This window comes from Streptomyces sichuanensis, from assembly GCF_020328095.1.
GTDB lineage: Bacteria > Actinomycetota > Actinomycetes > Streptomycetales > Streptomycetaceae > Streptomyces > Streptomyces cinnamoneus.
In genome coordinates this window covers 1-19735 of record NZ_JAIXMK010000053.1, presented here as the reverse complement: position 1 = coordinate 19735, position 19735 = coordinate 1, and the positions used below count along the sequence as shown (strand labels likewise).

General features: G+C 72.6%; 14 protein-coding genes and 1 tRNA gene. 7 read left to right on the top strand and 8 right to left on the bottom strand.

Translation table 11 applies throughout. From position 1 onward, the window contains the following. Positions 1 to 17: 17 nt before the first annotated feature. Positions 18 to 1523, bottom strand: coding sequence for an MFS transporter (locus tag LE181_RS17065; protein WP_225662146.1), 1506 nt, complete (start codon positions 1521 to 1523; stop codon positions 18 to 20). 36 nt (positions 1524 to 1559) lie between these two features. Further along, complete coding sequence (locus LE181_RS17060; protein WP_225662145.1) at positions 1560 to 2222, bottom strand: TetR/AcrR family transcriptional regulator; 663 nt, start codon at positions 2220 to 2222, stop codon at positions 1560 to 1562. 270 nt (positions 2223 to 2492) lie between these two features. Between LE181_RS17060 and LE181_RS17055 the strand changes: the two genes are divergently transcribed. The 4 genes from LE181_RS17055 (at position 2493) to recQ (ending at position 8224) form a co-directional block, all read left to right on the top strand. Then, positions 2493 to 3773 carry a M6 family metalloprotease domain-containing protein gene (locus LE181_RS17055; RefSeq protein ID WP_225662144.1) on the top strand — a complete coding sequence of 427 codons (1281 nt, stop codon included), beginning with the start codon at positions 2493 to 2495 and terminating at the stop codon, positions 3771 to 3773. Positions 3774 to 3882: 109 nt separating this feature from the next. Then, positions 3883 to 3955 (top strand) — tRNA-Arg (locus LE181_RS17050). Between the two features lie 138 nt (positions 3956 to 4093). After that, positions 4094 to 6130, top strand: coding sequence for a restriction endonuclease (locus LE181_RS17045; protein ID WP_225662143.1), 2037 nt, complete (start codon positions 4094 to 4096; stop codon positions 6128 to 6130). A gap of 72 nt (positions 6131 to 6202) precedes the next feature. Further along, positions 6203 to 8224 carry a DNA helicase RecQ gene (gene recQ, locus LE181_RS17040; protein ID WP_225662142.1) on the top strand — a complete coding sequence of 674 codons (2022 nt, stop codon included), beginning with the start codon at positions 6203 to 6205 and terminating at the stop codon, positions 8222 to 8224. Positions 8225 to 8271: 47 nt separating this feature from the next. Here the strand turns inward: recQ and LE181_RS17035 are convergent, their stop codons facing one another. The 4 genes from LE181_RS17035 to LE181_RS17020 form a co-directional block, all read right to left on the bottom strand. Next, on the bottom strand, positions 8272 to 8922 hold the full coding sequence (locus LE181_RS17035; RefSeq protein ID WP_225662201.1) for a class F sortase: 651 nt from the start codon (positions 8920 to 8922) through the stop codon (positions 8272 to 8274). A 183-nt stretch (positions 8923 to 9105) separates the two neighbouring features. Beyond that, positions 9106 to 9681 (bottom strand): GVDTG sorting domain-containing protein, encoded by a 576-nt coding sequence (locus LE181_RS17030; RefSeq protein ID WP_225662141.1) that lies wholly within the window; start codon positions 9679 to 9681, stop codon positions 9106 to 9108. Positions 9682 to 9958: 277 nt separating this feature from the next. Next, the gene (locus tag LE181_RS17025; protein WP_372458390.1) at positions 9959 to 11836 is read right to left on the bottom strand and encodes a DUF8823 domain-containing protein; all 1878 of its coding nucleotides are present in this window, start codon (positions 11834 to 11836) and stop codon (positions 9959 to 9961) included. 165 nt (positions 11837 to 12001) lie between these two features. Further along, positions 12002 to 14713 carry a D-alanyl-D-alanine carboxypeptidase family protein gene (locus tag LE181_RS17020; protein WP_225662140.1) on the bottom strand — a complete coding sequence of 904 codons (2712 nt, stop codon included), beginning with the start codon at positions 14711 to 14713 and terminating at the stop codon, positions 12002 to 12004. A 267-nt stretch (positions 14714 to 14980) separates the two neighbouring features. Between LE181_RS17020 and LE181_RS17015 the strand changes: the two genes are divergently transcribed. From LE181_RS17015 to LE181_RS17005, 3 genes are all read left to right on the top strand, one after another. Further along, on the top strand, positions 14981 to 15745 hold the full coding sequence (locus tag LE181_RS17015) for a GOLPH3/VPS74 family protein (protein ID WP_225662139.1): 765 nt from the start codon (positions 14981 to 14983) through the stop codon (positions 15743 to 15745). A 446-nt stretch (positions 15746 to 16191) separates the two neighbouring features. Continuing rightward, positions 16192 to 17064, top strand: a complete 873-nt coding sequence (locus LE181_RS17010; protein ID WP_190111923.1) for a helix-turn-helix domain-containing protein — start codon at positions 16192 to 16194, stop codon at positions 17062 to 17064. A 186-nt stretch (positions 17065 to 17250) separates the two neighbouring features. Further along, complete coding sequence (locus tag LE181_RS17005) at positions 17251 to 17454, top strand: DUF397 domain-containing protein (RefSeq protein ID WP_225662138.1); 204 nt, start codon at positions 17251 to 17253, stop codon at positions 17452 to 17454. 180 nt (positions 17455 to 17634) lie between these two features. Here LE181_RS17005 and LE181_RS17000 read toward each other — a convergent pair whose 3' ends face one another. Continuing rightward, positions 17635 to 18762, bottom strand: coding sequence for an ADP-ribosylglycohydrolase family protein (locus LE181_RS17000; RefSeq protein ID WP_225662137.1), 1128 nt, complete (start codon positions 18760 to 18762; stop codon positions 17635 to 17637). Then, positions 18755 to 19735: DUF8017 domain-containing protein (locus tag LE181_RS16995; RefSeq protein ID WP_308103143.1), on the bottom strand; the 981-nt coding region annotated here is incomplete at its 5' end. The genes LE181_RS17000 and LE181_RS16995, both read right to left, overlap by 8 nt.

The window sequence follows — 19735 nt, the reverse complement described above, 5'->3', positions numbered from 1 at the left end:
GGGGAGCGGCAGCGGCCTCAGTGGGCCATCACCGGCACGGCGTCAACAGCTTCCTCACCGTCACCCGATCCGGCGACGGCGCCGCCCTGGTGACCGGCGTTGACGGCGAAGAACGCGATCAGCGCGGAGAGGGTCAGGATGCCGACCGCCCACCACACGGCGGTGGAGTAGCCGTGCACCATCGACTGGAAGGTGAGCAGCTTCTGGTCGGCGCCGGGCCCGATGTGGGACGTGAAGTAGTCCGTGGTGGCGCTGGCGGCGATGGTGTTGAGCAGCGCGGTGCCGATGGCGCCGCCGACCTGCTGCGAGGTGTTGACCATCGCGGAGGCGACACCCGCGTCACGGGCCTGGACGCCGTAGGTGGACAGGCTCATGGCGGGCATGAAGGCCGTGCCCATGCCGAGGCCCATCAGCATCAGACCGGGCAGGACGACCGTCGTGTAGGAGGTGTCCAGGTCGATCTGGGTGAGCAGGACCATGCCCACGGCCGCGAGCAGGAAGCCCGGGCCCATCAGCCAGCGCGCCGGGACGCGGGTCATCAGACGGGCGCCGATCTGCGTGGAGCCGGTGATCATCGTGGCGATCATCGGCAGGAACGCCAGGCCGGTCTTGACCGGCGAGTACCCGCGGACGACCTGCAGGTAGTAGGTCAGGAAGAGGAACAGGCCGAACATCGCGATGGCGGCCAGGCCCAGCGAGACGTACACGCCACCGCGGTTGCGGTCGGTGACCACGCGCAGCGGCAGCAGCGGGGCCTTGACCTTGCGCTCGACGAGCACGAAGGCGAGCAGCAGCACGGCCGAGCCGGCGAACAGGCCGAGGGTGCCGGTGGAGGTCCAGCCGTCGGACTCGGCGCGGGTGAAGCCGTAGACGAGCGAGACCAGGCCGAGGGTGGCCAGGACGACGCCGGGGACGTCGAGCTTGGCGGTGTTGCGGGCCTCGGCGGGCTCGTGGATGGTGGCGAAGGCGCCGATGGCGGCGACGACGGCGAAGGGGATGTTCACGAAGAACGTCCAGCGCCAGTTGAGGTACTCGGTGAACAGACCGCCGAGGATGAGGCCGACACCACCACCGGCACCGGCGATGGCACCGAAGACGCCGAACGCCTTGGCGCGCTCCTTGGCCTCGGTGAACAGCACGGCGAGCAGCGACAGGGCGGCCGGTGCGAGCAGCGCGCCGAAGACGCCCTGCAGGGCGCGGGCGCCCAGCAGCATCCCGGAGTTGACCGCGGCGCCGCCGAGCGCGGAGGCGGCCGCGAAGCCGATCAGGCCGATGACGAACGCACGCTTGCGGCCCCACAGGTCGGAGACCCGGCCGCCGAAGAGCAGCAGGCCGCCGAAGGCGAGGGCGTAGGCCGTGATGACCCACTGCCGGTTGCCGTCGGAGATGCCGAGGTCGGCCTGGGCGGAGGGCAGCGCGATGTTCACGATGGTCGCGTCGAGCACGACCATCAGCTGCGCCAGGGCTATGAATATGAGCGCTTTCCAGCGCCTGGGGTCGGGTTGCGTGGTGAGTTCAGGCATGGGTGGGGCCTACCTAGCTGGTGCGGAGGGTGGTTACTACCGGTGGGACGAGTCGTCGGCGGAGGACGGGAACTTGCGGCGCAGGTCCTCCAACGTCGCGGGCGATCCGGGAAGTCGTGAACGGGCGGGCGCCATCAGTCCGTCCAGGAACAGCTGCAGGTGCCGGTGCACGAACTGGTCGAAGTCCATGCAACCGGTGTCCGGCAGCGGCCTGGTGAGCTGGGTGATGGCCACCATGAGGTCGCCGATGGCGATGTCGGGACGCAACTGCCCGGACGCCCGGGCGTCGGCCATGACCGCCTCGATCGCGCTTTCCAGCCGGTCGCGAGCCTCGACGTGGTCGGGGTGCTCCTTGTCGATGCCCTCGGCGAGCAGGGGGCAGAGCGCCCCGACCCGCTCGTCCGCCGCGGCATGGACGAAGCGCCTCAGCGCCAGGAAAGCATCGGGCTCCTCGGCTCGTGCCCGCTCGGCCTGGTCCGCGATGCGGGCCATGACGGAGAGGGTGACGTGATGGATCAGCTCGCGGCGGTCCGCGAAATGCCGGTACAGCGTGGCATTCCCGACCCCGGCACGTCGAGCGATTTCATCGAGCGAGGATTCGGCCCCGTGTTCGACGAGCGCCTCGCGGGCGGCCGCGACGATGCGCTCGCGGTTGCGCAGGGCGTCGGCGCGGAGGCGGGGCTGCGGCGTTGCTGCCATGGGCGACGCTCCTTCCGTGAGGTCTCGGTTTAATCGGGGAAGGTCTCCCCGTTTGACAGTGACGTTCACTTAAACGGGGACGACCTCCCCGGAAATTTCGATTCCGCGAGTGACGTACCTCACAGGCACCGAAGGGTGGTACGAGCCGCCCGGACGGCCGCCGACGCCGCCATCTGGCCGCATTCCAGGACGCGTCGGGGCGCGGAAAGGCAAAGGCTGAAGGAAGCGCGGCCCGGGGCAGACGGCCGCCCCGCCCCGGAGGTGACCGGCATGAGACCCCTGACCAGCGCAGCCGTCGCGGCCGTCGCGGCCACCGCCTTCGTCGCCGCCTCGCCCGCGCCGCCCTCGCAGGCGGGCGAGGCCGAGCCCCCGCACGCCGACCGCGCCGCCGGCCCGCCCTTCCCCGGCCGGGCCCCCTCCGGCCCCTGCGCCCTGCGCACCCTGAGCCGCAACGTCTCCGAAGGAGCGCGGACCCCGAACGGCTACGCCCGCTCCAGCGGCACCGTGCGGGCGGTCACCTTCTTCATCGACTTCCCCGACGCCCCGGCCCGCATCAGCCCCTCGCAGCGGTACGCCGAGTTCTTCCCCGCCGTCGCGCAGCACTACCGCAAGAGCTCTTACGGACGCCTGGACTACCGCTCCACCCCGGTGGCGCGGTGGATCCGCATGTCCCGCCCGTACCGCTCGTACGGGATCCGGCGGGGCGCGCCCTTCGACCCCAACCGCAACGACGGCTACCACGCCCTCGCCCGGGAGATCGTCGCCGCCACCGACGCGTTCGTCGACTTCCGCCGCTACGACCTGATCAACGTGCTGGCCAGCCCCGAGGCGGGTCCGCCCGCCATCCGGGACGTGCGCTCGGTGACCTTCGCCGGCGCCCCCACCGGCCTGGACACCCGCGACGGCGTGCCCTTCCGGAACGTCTCCTTCATCTGGAGCCGGCAGACCGGCGACAGCCCCTACCGCGTCCTCACCCACGAGAACGCCCACAGCTTCGGCCTGCCCGACCTCTACGACACGGGCCCGGGCCGCGCCGGGCGGACACCCGTCGGCCACTGGGACCCCATGGACGAGGACTGGGGGCCCTCCAACGACTTCCTCGCCTGGCACAAGTGGAAGCTGGGCTGGCTCTCCCCCGCCCAGGTCCGCTGTCTGCCCCGGACCGGCACCCGCACGGTCACCCTGACCCCCACCTCGGGCCCCGGCGGGGTCAAGCTCGCCGTCGTCCCGCTCTCGCGCACGCGCGCGATCACCCTCGAAGCCCGGGCCCCCGGCCCGCTGGACCACGCCGTCTGCCGCCCCGGCGTGCTCGTCACCACCGTCGCCTCCGACCTCGCCTCCGGGTCCGGCCCCGTCCGCGTCTCGGACGCCACCCCCGGCAGCGCCGGCTGCTACACGAAGGACCCCAACGTCACCCCCGGCCTCACCGACGCCCCCTACCGCACCGGCCAGCGCTGCTCGACGGCGGGCGTCACCGTCGAGGTGCTGGGCCGGACCCCGTCCGGCGCCTGGCGCGTGTCCGTCACCCGGGGCCGCGACACGGGGGCGTGACGCGCGACACCGGGGTGTGACGACGGCCTTGCACCAAGCCTGCTACCGGCGCAGCGGCACCCGCTAGACTGTCCGCGGTGGCGCCGCCCGCACGGGCTCGGCGCCTCCCGCCTCCGTAGCTCAGGGGATAGAGCACCGCTCTCCTAAAGCGGGTGTCGGCAGTTCGAATCTGCCCGGGGGCACACCTGCGAGAGCCCTTCCGTGATGTTGCACGGAGGGGCTCTCCGGTTTCGGGGAGATCTGTGCCGCGGTGATCGTTTTGTCGGCGTGGGCGACTAAAGTCGGCAGGGCACCGCAGTCGTTGGGGGAGGAACGTATCCATGAGCCGTCACTCCGGTGGACTGATCGGGATATGGGCCGAAGCCCAGCGGCAGCAACAGCGGCAGCACGAGGCCCGGCAGCGGGCGGCGGCGCAGGCGGCGCGCGAGCAGGAGCGGCAGCAGCGCGCGCACGAGCGGGAGATGGCCCGCCAGGACCGTGAACAGCGCCAGGCGTACCGGGCGGCCCGCGAGGCGGAGGCCCGGCGGCGGACCGAGGAGTTGGAGGCGCGGGTGGCGGCCCTGGAGGGGCTGCTGGCCGCAGGATGCCGGGCACCGGCGTTCACCACCGCGGCGCTCGCCCGGTCCGAGCAGCTGCAGCCGTTCGACCCCGGGCACCTCGGACAGCCCGTTCCCCTGCCCGATCCGGGCCGCTACGGCCACGCGAACAGGCCGCAGTTCGAGCGCGACTGGTACGCCGCGCAGGCGGCCGAGAGCGAGCGCATCGCCCAACTCGACGCCTACCGCCGCCAGTACGACCAGTGGGCCGCGGCGACACTCACCGAGATACGCCGGCACAACGCCGGCATCTCGGAGATGCTCTCCGCGCTGCGCGCGGGCGACCCGGACGCGGTCGTGGAGTACTTCTCCGCCGCGCTCTACGCCTCCGGCGCCTGGCCCGACGACTTCCCGCACCGCATAGCGGCCGCCTACGACCCGGCCGCCCGGCAGCTGGTGCTGGACTGGGAGCTGCCAGGCTTCGAGGTCGTCCCGGAGACGAAGTCGGTGCGCTACATGGTCAACGCCGACGAGCAGAAGGAGGTCGCCCGGCCGGTCACCCAGCGCCGCGGCGTCTACCGCGACGTCCTGGCCCAGTGCGTCCTGCTGGCCCTGCACGAGCTGTTCGCGGCGGACGTCTTCGGGGCCCTGGAGTCCGTGACGCTCAACGGCTTCGCCGACGAGCACGACCCCGCCACCGGGCGGCCCGCGGAGATCTTCCTCGCCGCCGTCACCGCCCCCCGCGCCGCCTTCGCCCGGCTGCACCTGGAGCAGGTGAGCGCCGTCGAGTGCCTCACCGGCGCGCTCGGCGGGCAGCTGTCCGCCCGGCCGGACCAGCTGGCCGCCGTACGGCCGGGGCGCCGGCCCGGCGACGTCGGCCGGGGCGTCGTCTCGCACGGCGGGGAGGACGACCCCGACCTCTTCGAGATGGACCCCGTCGCCTTCGAGGCGCTGGTCGCCGAGCTCTTCCGCGCCCGCGGCATGCAGGCCGTGATGACCCAGCGCTCCAACGACGGCGGCGTGGACGTCGAGGCCCTCGACCCGGACCCGATCAGCGGCGGCCGGATCATCGTGCAGGTCAAGCGGTACCGCAAGACCGTGCCGCCGACCGCCGTCCGCGACCTGTACGGCACGGTGCAGGGCGCGGGGGCCAACAAGGGCGTGCTGGTGACGACTTCCGGCTTCGGACCCGGCTCGTACGCCTTCGCCAACGGCAAGCCGCTGACCCTGGTCTCCGGCGAGGAGCTGGTCGAGCTGCTGGCGCAGCACGGGCTGCGCGGACGGCTGGGCGGCGGCGCGGCGCGCCGCAGCCGTTCCGGAGCCGCAGCCCCGGCCGCCGACCACAACCTGCTGGGCATGTCCTGGTCGGGTGGCGTCGCCCTCGACGTCTGCGCGCTCGTCTGCAACGGCTCGCGGGTCCTCAGCGACGATCACTTCGTCTTCTACAACAACCCGCGCACCCCCGACGGCTCGGTGCGCACGGCAGAGCCCACGCTCACCGACCGGGCCGCGCTGCGGGTCGCCTTCGAGGCGCTGCCGGCCGGCGCCGACCGGCTGGTACTGGTCGCGGCCATAGACCCGGCGGTCGACCCGGACGCCGATCTCTCCCTGTTCACCGACGCCCGCATCCGGCTGACGGACGCCGCCGGCGGCGAGGTGGGGCAGCTGGAGGTGTCCGACGGGCGGCCCGGCGAGACCGCGCTGGTGCTCGGCTCCTTCCGCAAGCGGTCGAGCGGCGACTGGGACTTCGTGATCGGCGGCAAGGGGTACGCGGGCGGGCTGGAGGCGCTCGTGCGGGAGTACGGCATCGAGGTCGCCTGAGCGGGCCGCCGGTTCCGGCGGTTGTTGCTTGATCCACCCGGGTTTGTCGGTGGCGGCTCGTAGACTTCTGCAATGGCCGACGACCCCACACAGAGCACAGCGGAGATCAGCACAGCCGGCGACGCCCTGAGCTGCCTGCGGCGCGTCTTCGGGTACGACGCGTTCCGCGGCGACCAGGAAAAGATCATCGATCATGTCGTCGGCGGCGGTGACGCGCTCGTCCTGATGCCGACCGGTGGCGGCAAGTCGCTGTGCTACCAGATCCCCGCGCTCGTCAGACCCGGCGTCGGCGTCGTGATCTCCCCGCTGATCGCGCTCATGCAGGACCAGGTCGACGCGCTGCGCGCGCTCGGTGTGCGGGCCGGCTTCCTGAACTCCACGCAGGACCTGGACGAGCGGCGGATGGTCGAAGCCGAGTTCCTGGCCGGGGAGTTGGACCTCCTCTACCTCGCACCGGAGCGGCTGCGCGTGGACGCCACGCTGCGGCTGCTGGAACGCGGCACGATCTCCCTCTTCGCCATCGACGAGGCGCACTGTGTGGCCCAGTGGGGCCACGACTTCCGGCCCGACTACCTCGCCCTGTCCGCGCTGCACGAGCGCTGGCCGCAGGTGCCGCGCATCGCGCTGACCGCGACGGCCACGGACGCGACGCGCACCGAGATCGCGGCCCGGCTGAACCTGAACGAGGCGCGGCACTTCGTCGCCAGCTTCGACCGGCCGAACATCCAGTACCGCATCGCGCCGAAGAACGACCCGAAGAAGCAGCTGCTGGAGCTCGTGCGCACCGAGCACGCGGGCGACGCGGGCGTCGTGTACTGCCTGTCGCGCCGGGGCGTGGAGGACACCGCCGCGTTCCTGGCCCAGCACGGCGTCGAGGCGCTGCCGTACCACGCGGGCCTGGACGCACGGACACGCGCCGCCAACCAGGCGCGGTTCCTGCGCGAGGACGGCATCGTGATGGTCGCCACGATCGCCTTCGGCATGGGCATCGACAAGCCCGACGTGCGCTTCGTGGCCCACCTGGACCTGCCCAAGTCGGTCGAGGGCTACTACCAGGAGACCGGCCGCGCCGGACGTGACGGGCTGCCGTCGACGGCATGGCTGGCGTACGGCCTGCAGGACGTCGTCCAGCAGCGCAAGATGATCGACGGCTCGGAGGGCGACGACGCGCACCGCCGCCGGCTGGCCACGCACCTCGACGCGATGCTGGCGCTGTGCGAGACGGTCGAGTGCCGCCGGGTGCAGCTGCTGGACTACTTCGGCCAGCGCGGCGCGGGGCCCTGCGGCAACTGCGACACGTGCCTGACGCCGCCGGTCACGTGGGACGGCACGGTGGCCGCGCAGAAGTTCCTCTCGACGGTCCTGCGGCTGGCCCGGGAGCGGCGGCAGAAGTTCGGCGCGGGCCAGATCATCGACATCCTGCTGGGCAAGAAGACCGCGAAGGTCATCCAGCACGACCACGACGGCCTGACCGTCTTCGGCATCGGCACGGAGCTGAGCGTCGCGGAGTGGCGGGGCGTGGTGCGGCAGCTGCTGGCGCAGGGCCTGCTGGCGGTGGAGGGCGAGTACGGCACGCTCGTCCTCACCGACGCCAGTGGTGAGGTCCTGGGCTCCCGCCGCCAGGTCCTGCTGCGCCGCGAGCCGGAGAAGCCGGCCCGCGCGGCACGGAAGACGTCCGCCGCGGGCTCCTCCCGCCGTGCGGCGCCCGCCGACCTGCCGCCGTCGGCCGTGCCGGTCTTCGAGGAGCTCCGCGCCTGGCGTGCCGCCACCGCCAAGGAGCAGGGCGTCCCGGCCTACGTCATCTTCCACGACGCCACCCTGCGCGAGATCGCGACGGCACGGCCGTCGTCGCTGTCCGGGCTGTCGGGCATCAGCGGCGTCGGCGAGAACAAGCTGGCCAAGTACGGCGAGCAGATCCTCGCCGCCCTGGCTGCCCTGCCCCCCGCCCAGGACGGGACCCCACCGCCGGCCCCGGCGGCCCCGGTGCCCGCGAGTGCCCCGGTGCCGGCGCCCCGTCAGAGCCCGGACGAGGTCCCGTGGCCCGACGAGGAGCCGTCCTGGGCGGACGAAGAACCCCCGTGGGAGGACTTCTAGCCCGAGTCGCCCGGGGGACTGGGGGCTGGGGAGCGGCGCACCGCCCCCTAGTCCCCCAACTGCGGGGTCATCCGCACGGCAGCCAGGTGCGCGTACACCACGACGTTCCCCAGGTACGCGTCGTCCTCCTGCGAGAAGCCGCCCCCGCAGGTGATCACCCGCAGTTCCGCCCGCCCCTGTGCGGTCCCGTACACCCTGTCGGACGGAAAGCGGTCCCGCGCGTAGACCTCGATCGCGTCGATGGTGAAGACGGCGGTGCGGCCGTCCTCCCGCGCCACCTCCACCTCGTCGCCCTTCTTCAGCGCACCGAGGTTGTAGAAGACCGCCGGGCCGCTCTCCGTGTCCACGTGGCCGGCCACGACCGCCGTTCCGGCCGCGCCGGGTGCGGTGCCGCCCGCGTACCAGCCCGCCAGGTTCCGGTCGTCCTCGGGAGGGCTCGCGAGGCTGCGGTCCGGGAGCAGACCGAGCGGCATCAGCGGCGCGTCGACCCGGACGGCCGGGATCCACACCCGCGTCGGAGCGGCGGGCGGCAGCGGCGGGACGGACCGCGCACGCCGCGCGGTGGCCAGGAGCGGCTCACCCGGCGAGCCGAACGCCTCCGCCGCCGACGGCTGGGGCGGCGGCGCCTGGTCCTTCGCTCCGTGCTCGATGAGCCAGCTCCCCGCCAGCAGCGCCACCGCCAGCAGCACGGCGATCACGGTCTTGCGCCGCGACTCCCGCGCCTGCCGCACCACGTGCGCCGGCTGCGGCCGGTACGGCGTGCGCGGCAGCGACCCTCGCAGGAAGGCCCGCACCACGCCCGGACCGTCCCCGGCCCCCGGACGCAGGGCCCGCGTCCGGGGACCGAGGGGCGGACCGGCCGGCACCGGAACGGTCCTCGGTCAGAACTGGTTGCGGCGGCGCAGGAACCAGGCACCGGCGACCGCAGCCGTGGCCAGGACGGCCGCACCCGCCACGATCTCGACCGTTCCCGAGCCATCGCTCGTACCGCCGGCACCGGTCTTCATCCCGCCCATGGGCGGCGAGGCCGGCGTGCTCGGCACGGCGCTCGGCATCGCACTCCGCGCGGTGCTCGGCATGGCGGAGGGCGAGGAGGAGCCGCGGCCCGCGGTGACGACCAGGTCGCCCGTGGCCTCCTTGCCGTTGTCGCACTTGGCGCCGATGCCGTATGTACCGGGCTTGGCCGACTCGGGCACCGTGAACTGACCCACCACGTCCTCCTTGTGCGTGCCGGGCTTGAGCTCGAAGGACGCCGGGCCGCCGACGGCGCTGGCGTCACCCGTGCCGTGGCCGTCGGCGCCGCAGGCGGTGGTGTTCACCGTGACCGTCGCGCCCGGCCGGACGCTGCTCGGACTCAGTTCCAGCTTTCCGAAGCTGTCGGCGAGCGCGGGGGCGTACGGCAGCCCCAGCGCCGCTATGGCCAGGACGGCCCCGGTGAGCACTCGTGCAGTACGCATGCTTCCTCCGTGAGCGCGGACGCGGCACGCCGATGTGCCGCAGCAGGTCGGAATCCCGCACTCCTCACAGCCGAGCCAAACCGCGTTCCGGCCCTCGCGCACCCCGGCAAACCAGAAAACGACCCGCGCCCGACGGGCTCGTGGAGAGCCGAACGGGCAGGTCATACCGGGTGGCCCGAGATCATCCGTCCGGCCCTCCCCGAAGACGGCGAACGGGTGACCGAGAGGCTACTCTCGGTCACCCGTTCGATGTCGGTGCCGGCCGTCCGGCCCCCGGCTAGTAGGCCAGGTCGTCAGGGCACCCCGTGCCCCGCGGCAGCTTGTACGGCGCCGCGATCCGGTACGTCCCCGGGTGCGGTGCCCGCAGCAGCGTCCAGTCGTCCTCCGGCTCGCCGTCCTTCGGCGGCTGCACCTGCTTCGCCAGGCAGCCGTTGACGTTGACCGGCGGCTGCCCGCCCGGCCCCGTCCGCGGCGGCTGCACGGCCTTGCCCGACTTGTCGATCAGGCCCAGCCACGGCGAGTACGGGATGCGGATCAGCACCGGCCCCGCCTTCCGCACCGTGATCGTCAGCTCGCCGGCGTCCGCGCGTTCGACGACCGCCGGCGGCTCCGCCAGCGGCGTGGGGTCCTTCACCTCGTACAGCCGCCAGTTGGCGTCCGACCAGATCTCCCGCAGGTACGGCAGGCCCTGGCCGACCAGCCTGGCCTCCTCGACGGCGGCGTTGTCGGGCTCGTCGGTCGGCAGCACCACGTGGTGCACCGCCCAGCGGCTGAGCCAGGCGCGGTAGCTGGCCGGGGTGAGCTTGCCCTCCTCGTAGAAGAGCGGGTTGCGCTTGAGGTCCGCCTGCCGGTTCCAGCCGCGCGCGAGGTTCACGTACGGGGCCAGGGCCGACGCCTCGCGGTGGCTGCGCGCCGGTACGACCTCGACGCGGCCGCGCCGGGCGTCCGCCTGCTGGAGCCGGTCCACCAGGGGGGCTATCTCGCGGGCCCAGGAGGCGGCCGGAGTGGTGTGCACGATGTCGCTGATGGAGTTGGCGGCCTGCCAGATGGTGATCGTCAGCAGCGCGAGGACGGCCGCCGTCCAGACGCGGCCCCTGCGCAGCAGCTCGGCCCTCTCCGGCCTCTTCTTCTCCGTCAGCACGGCGACCAGCACCACACCGCCGAAGACCATGCCGAGCCGGGAGATGTTCGTGCCGATCTGCGAGGGGATCAGCCAGACCAGCAGCACGCCCAGCGAGTAGAGGGCCGAGGCGATCCGTACCGTGCGCCAGGTGTGGGGCGTGAACGTCATGCCGAAGATTCCGGCCAGGAGCGGCAGGATCACCGACGCCCACGACATCGGCTGCTGACCGGAGAACGGGAACAGCCACGCCGACAGCCCGACCACCAGCACCGGGGTCACTCCCAGCGCGTACGCCGCCGGACGGCGCCTGCCCACCCAGAGCGCGGCCGCCACGATGCCCACGTACAGGCCCGCCACCGGGCTGGACGCCGTCGCCAGGCCCGCCATCACCGCTGCCAGCGCGGCCCGGCCCCAGCGGTACTTGCGCTGCGTGCGCCACCGCACCGGCCACGCGAAGATCGTGGCAACCGCCGCCAGGCCGAACATCACGCCGAGCCCGAAGGTCACCCGGCCGGAGATGGCGTTGCAGGTCAGCGCGAACGCTCCGTACAGCGCCGGCCACAGCGGCCGCCGGACGACCCGGCTGCGCACCAGCAGCAGGGCGATCAGCCCGGCCGACAGCGTGCCCGCGATCATCATCGTGGTGCGCACGCCCAGCTGGGCCATCAGGTACGGGGAGATCACGCTGTACGAGACGGGGTGCATCCCGCCGTACCAGGCGAGGTTGTAGGCCGACGCCGGGTGCTGGAGCGCGAACTCCGCCCATGCGTCCTGGGCGGCCAGGTCGCCGCCGCTGTTGGCGAACAGCGTCACCCACAGCACGTGCAGCACGGCTGCGACGAAGAGGGTCACCGGCACGGTCCCGGTGAGCGCGCGGCCGCGGCCGCCGCCCCGGTGGCCGGGCACGACCGCCCACGACGGCCGCCGCCAGGCCGGTTTCGCGGCGCCCACCGTGGTGGTCGCTCTGGCCTGCGCCGGGTCTCTGTCGGCTTCTCCCGGCTGTCCGGCCCGCGCCGGCCCCACGGTGGTCACTGCGGCTCTCCCCGTCTTCCCCCTAGGTTCTTCTCCCCCATCTTCACGCATGCCCGCACCATTGCGGGCATTCCCGTGATCCCGGCGGCCCCGGCCCGTGCTCCTGCGCACGGGCCGGGAGCCGTCGCCGACGGACCGGCCGTCGGCGAGGCGTCGGGCCGTACGTCAGCCCAGGCGGCCCAGCTTCGCCCCGAACGAGGGCTCCGCCAACGCCGTCTTCAGCGCCACCGGCACCTTGACCGCGTCCGCGCCGCTGCCCACCGTCAGCTCGCCGATCTCCGTACCGGCCTTCGCCGAGTGCGGGATCTTGCGGCCTCCGGCCGACAGTGTGAACTTCGTCGCGAAGCCGGGCCAGCCGACCGCCACGACGTCCTTCGTGGCCACGACCGGCGTCCGACCGCCGAGGCCGTCGTCCACGCGGCCGACGACGTCGCCCTTCTTCACGACGGTGGCCGTCTGCATCGCCTTCTGGATGGCCGTGATCTGGAGGTAGCTCTTGTCCTTGACCTTCTTCAGGCTGTTCTCCGCGTTGGGGTCCAGGCCCTTGAAGTGGATGTCCATCGTGGCGCCGACGACCAGGTACTCCTTGCCGTCGAGCACCCGCCGGCCCGCCCACATCAGCGCACCGCCGGCCGCGCTGCTGGAGCCCGTCTTGATGCCGAGGACACCGGTGCCCTTCACCAGCAGCGTGTCGTTGTTGTTGTTGATGTGCGGGCCGCCGGGGATGTCGGCGTTGGGCTGCTGGGTGATCTCCCGGACGACCGGGTTCTTGATCATCACCTCGGCCAGCTTCACCTGGTCCACGGCCGTGCTCTTCGTCGTGGCCGTCAGACCGCTGGGGTCGGTGTAGGTGGTGTTGGTCATGCCGAGTTCCTTGGCGGCGTCGTTCATTTTCTTGACGAACGCGTCCTCGGCACCGTTGGTGTCCCACCTGGCGAGCAGACGGGCGATGTTGTTGCCCGACGGAATGAGCAGCATGCGGAGCATGTCGTACTCGGAGAACTCCTGACCCGCCCTGACCTTCGCCGTCGACTCGCCTTCGGCGTTGGACTCCTTCTCCGCCGCCTCGTCGACCGTGATCTTGTTGCTGGTCTTGTCCCCCTTCTTCAGGGGGTGGTCCTTCAGGACCACGTAGGCGGTCATGACCTTCGCGACGCTCGCCGTCGGCACCGGCTTCTGCGGGCCGGACGTGCCCACGTCACCGGCGCCCACGACCTTGGCCGCGGACTGGCCCTCCTCGGGCCACGCGAAGTCGGGCTTGCCGCCCGCGAACGTGTACTCCTTCTTCGACCCCAGCGACAGCGTCGGGTCGGGCAGCGGGCGGAACGCCTGGACGACCATGAAGATGATCAGGAGCAGCAGGACGAGCGGCGTCCAGATCTTCACGCGGCGCATCGCCGTGCGCACCGGGGTCTCCGGCGGCGGCGGGGTGTTCGTCAGCTGCGCGAGCAGGTCGAGCGGCGCGGCGGGCCGGCCCGGCCCACTGTCCGCCGCCGCGCCGGCGCCCGGCCGGGCGGGGAACGGCGTCTGCTTGGTGCGCTCGGCTCCGTCCGTTGCCGCGGGCGCCTTGGGCGGCGTCACGGAGACGGGGATCGCGGGCTTGGCGGACGTCGCCGGCTTGGCGGACGCGGCGGGCTGACCGGCGGCAGGCTTGCCGGCGGAAGGCTTGGTGGCGGCCGGCTTGACCGGGGCGTCGTCCTTCAGCGGGACGAACTGGCTCTTGCGTGCCTGACCGGCCTTCGGAACGGAGGCCGGGTCCGGGGCCTTGAGCAGCTCGGTCGGCTGGTCGCCGGCATCGGCCTCGGCAGCGGCGTCGGCCTTGGGCCGCACGGCCTTGAACACGGCGGTCGGCTGGTCGCCGGCGGGCGGCTCGTCACCGCCATCCGCATCGGCCTCGGCATCGGCATCGGCCTTCGACGGGCTCCCGGCCTTGCCGGACGCTTCGTCACCCTCACCGGCCTTCGGCCGGACCGCCTTGAACACGGCGGTCGGACGGTCGACGGCGGGCTTCTTGTCCGCTCCGCCCGCCTTGTCCGACGCCTCGTCACCCTCGGCAGCCTTGGGCCGGACCGCCTTGAACACGGCAGTCGGCTGGTCGCCGGCGGGCGGCTCGTCACCACCATCCGCATCGGCATCGGCATCGGCCTTCGACGGGCTGTCGCCCGTGGCGCGCACGGCGCTCGGCGCGGCCGTCGGACGGTCGGCGGCGGGCTTCTTGTCCGCTCCGCCCGTCTTGTCCGACGCCTCGTCACCTTCGCCGGCCTTGGGCCGCACCGTCTTGAACACGGCAGTCGGCTGGTCGGCGGCGGCAGGCTCCTCGTCCGCGGCCGCCGACGTGCCGGCCTTGCCGGACGCCTCGTCACCATCGGTAGCAGCCTGACGGTCAGCGGCCGGCTTCGCGGCGGCGGGGCCCTCGGTGGGCGCGTCCGCGTCGCCGGCGGGCTTCTTCTCGGCCGCGCCGGCCCCGGAGGGGCCGTCCGCGTCCTCGGGCTCGTCCTCTTCGGCGCTGGCCACCCAGGCCGCCACGGCGGCCTTCAGCCGGGCATCGCCCTTGCCGTCGGTGCGGCCGTTGCCGTTGGCGCCGGCCTTCGCCCCAGCCGGCTCCGCCTTTGCATCCGCACCCGCAGGCGCATCCGCATCGGCTTCGGCTTCGGCGGTCACGTCATCCGCCGCCTCCGTCTCCGCCTCGTCGGCCTTCGGCCGTACCGTGCGGAAGACAGCCGTAGCCCGGTCGCCACCCTCACGGCCGCCGGCCGCGTCGGACTTTGCCGGTTCCCGTACGACCCCGAGCCTCGGGTCGCGTTCACTGCCCGTCGTGCCGGTCGTCTCCCCCGACGACTTCAGCTGCTTCGACTTGTCGGGGGACTCGCCCGCCACCGATGCCTCCTCGAATTTTTCCGCACCATACGCCGAGGCGGGACAGCGACAAACCACCCCGCTGACCGATTCTCTCAACGTCTTACCAGTGTCCGCTGTCGCCCTCACGACAAGGCGCGACCATACGGTCAGAGGGCGTTGTGTGCCTTCACCCACGTGCAAGACGAGACGACATACCTACCGGTTCCCACCCGAAGCCACCACGCACTCTCGACAGACCAATGTGAGAGGGGTCACCCTGTCACTCATCCACGCGGGGAGGCATGGATGGGCAGGAGCCGCAGAACAATTCCGGAGGAGCTTCTGCTGCTGGCCCTGGACCCGGCCACGGGTACCACGGCGCAGCCGCAGTCGCTCGACCTCGGTCTTGCCGGAGCACAGCTAGTGGAGCTGGCTCTGGCCGGACGGATAGCCCCAGACGGGGATCGTATCGCCGTGGTGCACCCACGGCCGACAGGAGATCCGACCCTGGACACCGCGCTCGAACTGCTGCGCCGCCGCGGCAGCCCGGTGCGGGCCGTCCACTGGATCGGCGGGCCCCGGCTGGGGCTGCGTCAGACGTATCTCACGCACCTGGAGCGGTGCGGCATGGTGCATGCCGTGGCGGGCCAGATGTGCGGGGTGCTTCCCACCACGCGGTACCAGGCGACCGACACCACCATCAGCCGGGAGATCCGGGCCCGGCTGGACAGTGCGATCCGCACCGGCGTGCCGCCGGACCCGCGGACCGCGGCGCTCGCCGCCCTGGCGCACGCCGTCGGGCTGGGCAAGCACTTGTACCCGGGCAACGAGGGGCGGTCGTCACGGTCCCGGCTCCGGGACCTGATCCGGCACGACCCGATGGGCGGGCTCGTGGCGCACGCGGTGATGGACGTGCAGAACGGCGTCGCCGCCCAGCCGCGGCGGGCACCGGCCGCCGGCGGGCCCCAGGGCAACGGCGGTTCCGGTCGCAGGGCGGCGGCCGTGCGGGCTCCGGCGGAGGCCGCGACGGCGCACCACGGCGGCGTGATGGCCCGCGCGGGCGCTTCGTGAAACGGTTCGGCACCCGCACCGCCGACGGCGCCCGTTAGCCCACGGGCACACGAGCGCCTCAGCAGGACAGCACAGGCACGGCAACGAGCACGGCAACAGGAACGGGCACCGGCGCAGGCCGTGTGCCGGCATTCAGCACCACCCTCCGCTCCGTCAGACCGCACCGCAGTCCCCACACCGGTTCGGGAGCCGCAGCACCGCGCGGGGTGGTGGACCGACCCGTCCCGGACGGCAGCCGGTCCACCACCCCGCGCACGCGTGCCCGCGCACGGACGTCCACGGGTCGCGCCCGCGCGCGGGCGTACGTACATCGACTACGTCAGTCGCGCACAAGTGCCAGGGATGGGAAGCCGACTTGGTATAAGCATTTTCCAGCGCCGCCCTGGTGAGTGGTGGCAGGCTGCGGAGCAGTAGACAGCAGCATGACGGAGCCGGAGGTGCCTCCCGTGGCGTCCAGTGTCAACCCCACCGTACGGCGGCGCCGATTGGGGCAGGAGCTGCGCAAGCTCCGGGAACTCAAGGGCATGACCGCCGAGGAGGTGGCCGAGCGGCTACTGGTCTCGCAGTCGAAGATCAGCCGGCTGGAGAACGGCCGCCGCAGCATCAGCCAGCGCGACGTCCGCGACCTGTGCAGCGTGTACGGCGTCGAGGACCACCGCATCGTCGATTCGCTGATGCAGATGGCCAAGGAGTCGCGCCAGCAGGGCTGGTGGCACGCCTTCGGCGACATCCCGTACAGCGTCTACATCGGCCTGGAGACCGACGCCGCGTCCCTGCGCGTGTACGAGGCGTCGCTCGTGCCGGGCCTGCTGCAGACGCCGAACTACGCCAGCGCCGTGACCGAGGGCTCGTGGCCGGAGGCCACGGCGGCGGACGTCGAACGGCGCGTCCAGGTGCGCATGCGGCGCCAGGAACGGATCACCGATCCGGAGAATCCGCTGCGGCTGTGGGCGGTCATCGACGAGTCGGCGCTGCGCCGGATCGTCGGGAACAACTCCATCATGCGCGAACAGATGGAGCACCTGGTGGAGTTCAGCATGCAGCCGCACATCACCGTGCAGGTGCTGCCCTATTCCGTGGGCGCACACCCGGGTATGTACGGAAAGTTCTCCATTCTCGAATTCCACGATCCCCAGGACGCGAGCACGGTCTATCTGGAGGGAATCACCAGCGACCTCTATCTGGAGAAGCCGAATGACGTCCAGGCGTACAGCGTGATGTACGAGCACCTGCGCATGCAGGCGCTCAACGCGGAGGACTCGCGGCGGTTCATCCTGCAGGTCGCCGAGGACTGGGCGAAGGCGGCGGCGCACTCCTGAGGGCGACCGGAGCGGCTGCTGCCGTGCGGGGGCGGAACGGTACACCCCCGGCACCCGGTAGGGAAGGCGTAATGCATATATGCCATCCGGTCGAGTGAAGGGCCAATTCATCCGGTGATGTTGGCGCGTAACGTCGGTCGCACCTCGGGAAACCGGCGTTAGCAACTCACATGCATCGGAGCAATCATGGCGATTCAGCAGGGTAAGACCACGTGGCAGAAGTCCTCCTACTCGCTGGCCAACGGTGACTGCGTGGAGGTGGCCTCCCCGGTTCGGCAGTCCATCGCGGTCCGTGACTCCAAGGACGTGCAGGGTCCGTCCCTCGTCTTCACCCCGGACTCCTGGTCCGCGTTCGTGGCGATCGTCGACGACGGCAGCCACGCTCTCTGACCACTGACCCCACTGCGGATCGCCCGGCAACGGCGATAGCACCGCCGCCGTATCGATACACCCGCACAGAGCCCTCTCGCCTGGCCCCGCCGTCCCGGTCGAGAGGGCTCGGTCGTGCCCGGGCCGGGCCCGGAGCACACCCCGGGGGCGGCCCGGGCCCGGCCTGCGGGCGCCGTAGCACTACGAGCGCGGGTAGCGCTCCAGCCAGGCCGCCGAGTGGCCGCCGGGGCCGTGCAGCGACGGGCCGTGCGTGAGCTCCATGGCGAAGTCGTCGGCGAGTTCGAGGATCGTCGCCCGGCCCTCCAGTTCGGCCACCCAGCCCGGCGGCAGCGCGGTCTCGCCGTGCACCGCGCCGAGAAGGTTGCCGCAGATGGAGCCCGTGGAGTCGGAGTCACCACCGTGGTTGACGGCGAGCAGCAGGCCGTGGCGTACGTCCTCCGCGACAAGCGCGCAGTACAGGCCCATGGCCAGGGCCTCCTCGGCCACCCAGCCCTCCCCCAGCGACCGGACGCGCTCGGGCGTCGGCACGCCCTGCCGCACGGCGACGAGGGCCATGCGCAGCGCCTCGGTGGTCTCCTCGTGGCCGGGACGCGCGGCCAGCAGGGGCAGGGTGCGGTGGACGGCCGACTCCAGCGCCTCGCCGCGCATCACCCCGTGCACGATGGCCGCGAAGGCCGCCGCCGCGAGGTGGCCGGAGGGGTGACCGTGCGTCTGGGCGGCGCATTCGTCCGCCAGCTGGAAGACGGCCTGCGGCTCCCAGCCCGTCAGCAGCCCGAACGGCGCGGAGCGCATGACGGCGCCGCACCCCTTGGACCCGGGGTTCTTGGGCGCGTCCAGGGTGCCCATCCGGTCGTCGGCGAGGCCGCCCAGGCAGGCGTTGCCGGGCGCCCGCCGGGCGTACAGCCACTCCTGGCCGGCGAGCCAGCCGGCGTCCGGCACCCGCTCGTCCGGGCCCCAGCCGCGCTGGGTGGCGGCCCAGCGCAGGTGGGCGCGGTGGACGTCGGCCGCCGGCTGCCAGACGCCGGTGGAGCGGCGCACCTGGGCCCGGATCAGCCCCTCCGCCGTGAAGAGCGTCATCTGGGTGTCGTCGGTGACGGCGCCGCGCCGCCCGTAGGCCGGCACGTAGTCGGTCACTCCGGCCGGACCGTGAGCGGCGCGGATCGCCTCCAGCGAGTCGAACTCGATGCCGGCGCCCAGCGCGTCCCCGATCGCCCCGCCCAGCAGGCAGCCGCGCACCCGGCTGCGGAAGTCCTGCTGCTCCGCCCTGCCCCAGGGGAAGTGGCCCGCCGGCCCGGGCCCGTCAGCCATCGGACTTCTTCGCCGGCCGGACCGTGTTCATGATCTTGTCGATCTGCTCGGTGGACAGTGCGTCCGGCACGCCCTGGTCGGCGTAGAGGACCCAGCCGTGGAAGGTGCCGTCGGGCATCTTCTGCGCGATGCTCTTGACGATCGCGGTGGGCGGCACGCAGGGGCTCGGCCGGTTCTTGACCGTCACCTTGGCGGTGGCGGTCCAGCCGTCGATCCCGTTGTGCTTCCACTCCTTCTCGTCCGTGATCTGGATCTCGGGCTTGTTGTCCTTGCCGCCGTAGGCCATGAAGCCCCAGTTGCCCGCCCAGTTGCGGGCGTTCGTCTTGAGGTCGCCGTCCGTGCCGCCGCCCGTGGTGCCGACGGTGGCGAGCTGGCCCGAGCCGGCCTCGCCGATGGAGTCGGGGTTGGCCTTCGACGAGCAGCCGCCCTCACGGAAGTTGGAGGCGCCGGTCATGACGACGACCGGCTTGCCGCCCTCGGTGTAGGAGATGGCGGTGTCGGTCGGGTAGACCTTCCACTTGTCGTCCTTGGACGGCACGTCGTACTGGAAGAAGTGCTCCTCCCGCAGCTGCGTCTGCCACCCGGCGACCATCGGCTGCGGGCCGGTCGGGGTCGGCTGGCCGTTGCCCCCGGGGGTCGGCTTGTCCTGGCCGGGGGCGGCCGGTGCCTGGGAGCTGCCGGGCTTGCCGGCCTTCTCGTCGTCCTTGTCGTCGCCGCCGGCGAGCAGGAACACCGCACCGCCGCCGATGACGGCCAGCGCCACGACGCCGCCGATGACGGCGAGGAGCGTGGTGTTCTTCTTCCGCTGCTGCGGCGGCGCCGGCGGCTGCCCGTACGCCGGGGCCTGCCCGTAGGCGGGGTTCTGCCCGTACGCGGGGGCCGCGCCGGGCGGCGTCATGCCCGGCTGCGGGGCGACGCCCGGGCCGGGGAAGGGGCCGGGCGCGGCGCCGTGGCCGACCGCGGGGCCCGGGGC